Origin of the sequence: Roseisolibacter sp. H3M3-2 (assembly GCF_029211165.1) — a bacterium.
Lineage (GTDB): Bacteria > Gemmatimonadota > Gemmatimonadetes > Gemmatimonadales > Gemmatimonadaceae > Roseisolibacter.
This window is the reverse complement of record NZ_JARGEK010000311.1, coordinates 1-5982: the sequence shown is the minus strand read 5'-3', so window position 1 is coordinate 5982 and position 5982 is coordinate 1. Positions and strand designations below refer to the sequence as shown.

General features: G+C 78.6%; 3 protein-coding genes. All 3 read right to left on the bottom strand.

Annotation, left to right across the window (positions count from 1 at the left end):
• A partial coding sequence (locus tag PYV61_RS19745) for a hypothetical protein (protein ID WP_275834827.1) occupies positions 1-501 on the bottom strand: 501 nt, incomplete at its 3' end.
• Positions 498-4352: a YDG domain-containing protein gene (locus PYV61_RS19740; RefSeq protein ID WP_275834825.1), complete on the bottom strand. Its 3855-nt coding sequence runs from the start codon at positions 4350-4352 to the stop codon at positions 498-500. The genes PYV61_RS19745 and PYV61_RS19740, both read right to left, overlap by 4 nt.
• A gap of 159 nt (positions 4353-4511) precedes the next feature.
• Positions 4512-5982, bottom strand: a 1471-nt coding sequence (locus PYV61_RS19735) for a carboxylesterase family protein (RefSeq protein WP_275834823.1), incomplete at its 5' end; no start/stop codon positions are given.

Here is a 5982-nt window from a genome sequence, read left to right as displayed (position 1 = left end):
TGGCGGGCCGTCGAGCAGCGCGTGGCCGCGGGCGTCGGTCACGCGCGCGACGCGCTGGCGGCGCTCGCCGAGCGCGCGCAGCGCGGTGTCCACGGGGACGAGCGCGGGGCGCGCGGGGCGCTGCCGCACCTCGAGGACGACGCTGTCGGCCACCGGGCGCGCCCAGTAGCCGCCCGGCGCCACGCCAGTCTCGCCGACGTCCACCTCGGCGCGCACGACGGCGCGCCCGTTCGCGACGGCGCGGTAGACCCCCTCGCGGTCGCGCGCCATCGCGGCGGCCGAGAGCGACCCGCGCACCGCGGCGCCGGCGAAGCGGCGGCGCCCGGCGTCGAGCACGCGCGCGGTGACCCGCGCCGAGTCGCCGAGGCTGGCCAGCGTCGCGCTGTCGAGGGCGAGCGCCACGCGCGCGGGGCGCGCGGCGTCGGCGCGCGGGGCGTCGTCGGCGCAGGCGGCGAGCGCCGCGCCGGCGGCCAGGAGGAGGGCGGTGCGGAGGCGGCTCACGGCAGCGGGGTCGGCGGGGTCGTCGGGGAGGGAACGGCGTCGGGCGGCACGACGACCGCGGTCAGCAGCAGCCGCGCGCGCGCGCCCGGCGCGATGCGCGGGATCGTCCAGGTCTGCGTGTCGGCGCGGTAGGCGCCGTCGAGCGGCGTCGCGCGCAGCACCGCGAAGCCCGGCTCGCGGAAGGCGCGCGGGATCTCGACGTCGGTCGCGGCCCCGCGTCCCGTGTTGGCGACGACGAGGGTGATCACGACCGTGTCGCCGAGCGCGGGCGCCGGGCGGTCGGCGGTCGCGGTGAGGTCGAGCTCCGGCGGCGGCGCCGCCACCTCGACCCCCAGCGCGATGGTGCGCGGGCGCGACTCGACGTCGACGCCGTTCACCTGGAGCGTGTAGTCGCCCTCGGGGAGCGCGGCGGGGACGGCCGCGTCGCCGGCGAAGGTGCCGTCGGCGCGCACGGCGACCGCGCCGAGCAGCCGCGCCGCGCGGTCGGCGGCGACGAGGTAGAGCGTCACGCGCGAGCCCGGGGCGAAGCCGCTCCCCTCGGCGGCCGCGCGCCCCGCCTGCTCCAGCGCCAGCGCGTGCGTCGGGTCGACCGGGATCGCGGCGCCGGCGGCGTCGAGCGCGCGCACGCGCAGCGTGAAGTCCGGCGCCGCGACGCGCACGATCGTGTCCTCGACCACCGTGGTGGTGGCGGGGCGCGGCGCGCCGGCGGTGGTGACGCCGACGGCGCCGGGCGCCGCGGGCGTGGGACGGCCGTCGGCCTCGCGCGCGGGGCCCTGCGGCGCGGCCGGGGCGCCGCCGGCGCCGGCGCCGCGTGCGCACGGGTTCACCGCGGCCACGCGCACGCGGTAGGCGAGCTGGTTGACGAGCCCCGGCACCGTCACCGGCGAGGCCGCGGCGGCGACGCGCGTCCACCCGCGCGCCTCGTCGGCCGTCACCTCGACCACGTAGCCGGTGACGGCGCGGCAGCCCGCGTCGGCCGGCGGCGCCCACGCGATCTTGAGCGAGCCGTCGCCGCGCGCGGCGGCGGCGGCGCGCGGCGCCGACGGCCGCGTCGCGGCCAGGATGCTCGCGGTGGCCGTGGGCGCGCCGGCGAGGCTCAGCACGTACGACCCGGCCATGGCGGCGGCGCTCGGCGCCTCGGCGATCGCGACCCGCTTCCCCGCGCCCACCGCGGCGTCGGCGAAGGCGACCGTCACCCCGGCGAGCGCGACGTCGTGCCCGCCCATCGCGCCGAGCAGGCGCAGCGCGTTGGCGGTCATCGTCGCGGCGGCGGTGCCGTCGTGCGGCTTGTCGGCCGCGGCGAACGAGCCGCCGATCGTGAGCGGGCGCGGCGCGATCGCGGCGACCGCGGTCGGCGCGCCGACCAGGGACACCGTGTAGAGCGGCGCCTGCGCGCCGGCCAGCGTGACGCCGGTGATCGAGACGGTGCGCCCCGTCCCCACCGCCGCGCTCGGGAAGGCGAGCGACACGGCGGCGATCGACACCTGGTGCCCGGGCGCGACGCCGGCGAGCGTCAGCCCGCCGGTGGCGCCGGTGGCGATCGCGAGCCCGTCGAACAGCTTGTCGTGCGCGGTGAAGGCGCCGCCCACGGTCAGCACGCCGCCCTGCGGCGGCGGAGGCGGAGGCGGAGGCGGCGCGCCCCCGCCGGCGGCGGTGATGCTCGCCGCCGCCGTCGGCGCGCCGGCGAGCGACAGCGCGTAGTTCGCCGCCGCCGCGGCGGGGAGCGGCGCCGCCGTCAGCGCGACCCGCTTCCCCGCGCCCACCGCGGCGTCGGCGACGGCGGCGGCGAGACCGGTCAGCGCGAGCGCGTCGCCCCCCGCGGTGCCGACGAGCGTCAGCGCGTTGGCGACGATGGTCGCGGCGGCGCTGCCGTCGTGCACCTTGTCGGCGGCGCCGAACGACCCGCCCACCGTCAGCGGGCGCGGCGTGATCGCAGCCGTCGTGGTCGGCGCGCCGGCCAGGCTCACCGCGTACAGCGCCGCGTCGGCGCCGCCGAGCGTGACGCCGGTCAGCGTGACGGTCCTCGCCGCGCCCACCGCCGCGCCCTGGAACGCCAGCGTCACGCCCGCGATCGACACCTGGTGGCCGCCCTGCACGCCCACCAGCGCTAGTCCGGCCGCCGAGCCGGTCGCCGCCGTCGTCGCGTCGTAGACCTTGTCGTGCGCCGCCAGCGCGCCGCCGATCGTGAGCGTGCCGCCCGCGGGCGCGACCGCGGTGATGCTGGCCGTCGTCGTCGGCGCGCCGAGCAGCGACAGCGTGTAGTTCGCCGCGTCCGGGCCGGCGAGCGAGGCGGCGGCGAGGCTCACCGTCTTCCCCGCGCCCACCGCGGCGGTGGCGAACGACGCCGCGAGGCCGGCGAGCGACACCGACTCCGCGCCGACCACGCCGACCGGCGCCAGCGTGTTGACGGTGATGGTCGCCGTCGTCGAGCCGTCGTACGGCCGGTCGGCGGCCGTGAAGGTGCCGCCCACCGTGAGGGGCTTCGCGGTGATGGCCGCCGTCAGCCCGGTCGGCTGCGACACGGTGTAGTTCGCGCTCGGCGCGAGGTACCCCGCGACCGTGACCGCCTTGCCCGGGCCCACCTCCGCGGTGGCGAAGCCCGCCGTCGGCGTCCCCGCGACCGCGAAGCTCTGCCCGGCGGGGAGCCCCGCGTACGCCGCGGTACCCGACAGCGTCGCCGCGGTCGTGCCGTCGTACGCGCGGCTCACGGCGGCCACGCCGGTGATCGTCAGCGGGCGCGTGGCGATCGTGGCCGCCGCCGTCGGCGCGCCGGCGAGGTTCACGGTGTACAGCGCCGCGTCCGTCCCGCCGAGGGTGACGGAGGTGATCGCGACCGTCTTGCCGGCGCCCGCGGCCGCGTCGGCGAAGGCGAAGGTCGCCGCGGCGATGGTGACCTGGTGCCCGCCCTGTACGCCCGCCAGCGTCAGCGAGCCCGTGGTGCCGGCGGCCGCGACGGTCGCGTCGTAGACCTTGCCGCTCGCCACGAAGCTGCCGCCGACCGTCACCGCGGTGGTGGGCGCGGTGATGGTCAGCTCGCCCGTCGTGCCGTCGCTGAGCGTGAAGCCGTCGGCGTTGGTGACGGTGGCGGTGACCGAGTGCACCCCCACCGCCAGCGGGGTCGCGAGCGCGAGCGACCACGCGCCCCCCGCGGCCTGCAGCGCCGGCGTCGACGACGTCGTGTACTGCACGCCGCCCACCACCACCGACAGCGCCTCGCCGGCGCCCAGCGTGGCGGTGCCGGCGATCGTGGGCGTGGCGCTGGTCGTGCTCTGCGCGGTCACCGTCACCGGCCCCGCGGGGCGCGAGGCGACGACGGTCGTGAGGTAGGAGTTCAGCCCGCTCAGCACCTGCGACTGCGCCGCGTTCCCGCTCGTGCTCTCGCCGTCGGCCAGCGTCGTGCCGACGTACGCGGCCACGTAGCCGCCGACGCTCGTCCCCCCGTTCACCGTGCCGTCGGTGATCTGGATCGACCCGCCGCCGTAGCTGAACGTGATCGGGGCGGCCGGCCGCGGCAGGATGCCGATCAGGTACGTGCTGCCGCCGCTGTTGCGCCAGTTGGCCGACGCCGGGACGTCGAGCGTCGTCCCGTTGGTGCGCACCAGCCGCAGCGTGCCGGGGATGTCGTTCCCCTGCAGCTCGAAGCTGTTGGTCGACGAGCTCTGGATGAAGAACGCGCGCGAGATGCCGAGCGTCGCGAAGGTGAGGACGGCGTTGCCCGTCCCCGCGGAGGAGCCGCGCGTCCCGACGAAGCCGTTGGTGAACGGGACGCTCACCAGGTTCTGCGCCGCGGCCGGCGACGCCGCCGCCAGGGCCAGCACCGCCGCCACCCGCACCCACACGCCTCGCCGCATCGACCGTCTCCACCGGGACCACCCGCCGCCGCACGGTCGGACGCCGCGCACGCTCGGTGGGCCAGTCTCGTCACCCCCCGGCGCTCACTGCACGCGCGGCGGGCGGGAAGTCGATGACGTTGTGCTCACGATCGCGCCGGGGCGGACGGCGCGTTCACGTCAGCGGCGCGCCGCGTCGAGGAAGAGGTAGCGCGCGCGCGGCTCGGGCTCGGCGCGCGTCTCGACGTCGATCACCAGCCGGCGCGGCGCCTCGCCGGCGCGCGCCGCCCCGGACGGCCACGGCGGGAGGCCGGCGCCGTTCGGGTCGCCCGTCCGCACGAAGTTGGCGAAGTAGCGCTGCATGACCTCGGAGACGCGGTGGTCGTCCGGCGTCCAGGCGAAGACCCGGTTCGTCCCCAGGTTGCCCAGCGCGTACTCGATCTCCGCCGAGTGCACGGCGCCGCGCGCCGGGGGCGCCTGCGGGTTCGCGACCTCGGGCGGGCGCGCCCGCGCGAACAGGTACCGCCACACCGGGCGCCCCGACGTGCGCGCGTGCTCCTCCAGCCACTTCCAGGTCGAGTAGCCGATGAACCGGTCCCCCGCGAGGTCGGTCATCGACCGCGCCGCCTCCGCCGCCGTGCCGACCGGGTAGACGCGCGCCGCCTCCTCCCCGCGCCCCGGGAAGAGGCGCTCCAGCGCCGCGCGCGCGTTCTCCGGCGTCGCCGGCGCCTGCCCCAGCACCGCGCCGGCCCCCGCCTCCTCCGAGTTCCAGCCGGCGAGCAGCGGCACGCGCGCCTGCGCGCCGGCCGCGAAGACCTCGGCGGGGCTCCGCGGCAGGAAGTGCCCGTCGACGCTCGGCCCGAAGCGCGGCATCCCGCGCCGCGCCGACGCGTCGAGCAGCTCGGTCGCCGACAGCGCGCGCAGCGCGGCCAGCGTGCGCGCCCCCACGCTGTCCGCGAACCGCTCCCCCGCCCGCTCGACGTCGGCGCGCGGCGCGGTGGCGAGCGTGGTCGAGAAGAAGGCGCCGCTCTCGCCGATCGCCCCGGCGAACAGCCCCCGCGCCAGCGGCGACGCCATCTGCGCGCTGACCGAGAACGAGCCCGCCGACTCGCCGGCGATCGTGACCCTCGCCGGGTCGCCGCCGAACGCGGCGACGTTGTCGCGCACCCAGCGCAGCGCCGCCGTCTGGTCCATCAGCGCGTAGTTCCCCGACGCGCGCTCCGGCGACTCCGCCGTCAGCGCCGGGTGCGCGAAGAAGCCGAACACGCCGAGCCGGTAGTTCACGGTGACGACGACCATCCCGCGCCGCGCCATCGCCGCGCCGTCGTAGCGCGGCTCCGAGCCGTCGCCCGCCTGGAAGCCGCCGCCGTAGAAGTAGACGAGCACCGGGAGCGCGCCGGCCCCGTCGCGCGCCGCCGGCGGCGCCCACACGTTCAGGTACAGGCAGTCCTCGCTCGTGCCGGCGGAGCGGAAGACCATGTCGTCGTAGATCCGCCCCTGCATGCACTGGTGCGCGAACCGGTCGGCCGCGCGCACCCCCGCCCAGCGAGCCGCCGGCCGCGGCGCGCGCCGCGGCAGCCCGCCCACCGGCGGCGCGGCGAACGGGACCCCGCGGAGCGCGCGAAGTCGGAGGCCAAGCGGTCTTAGGAAG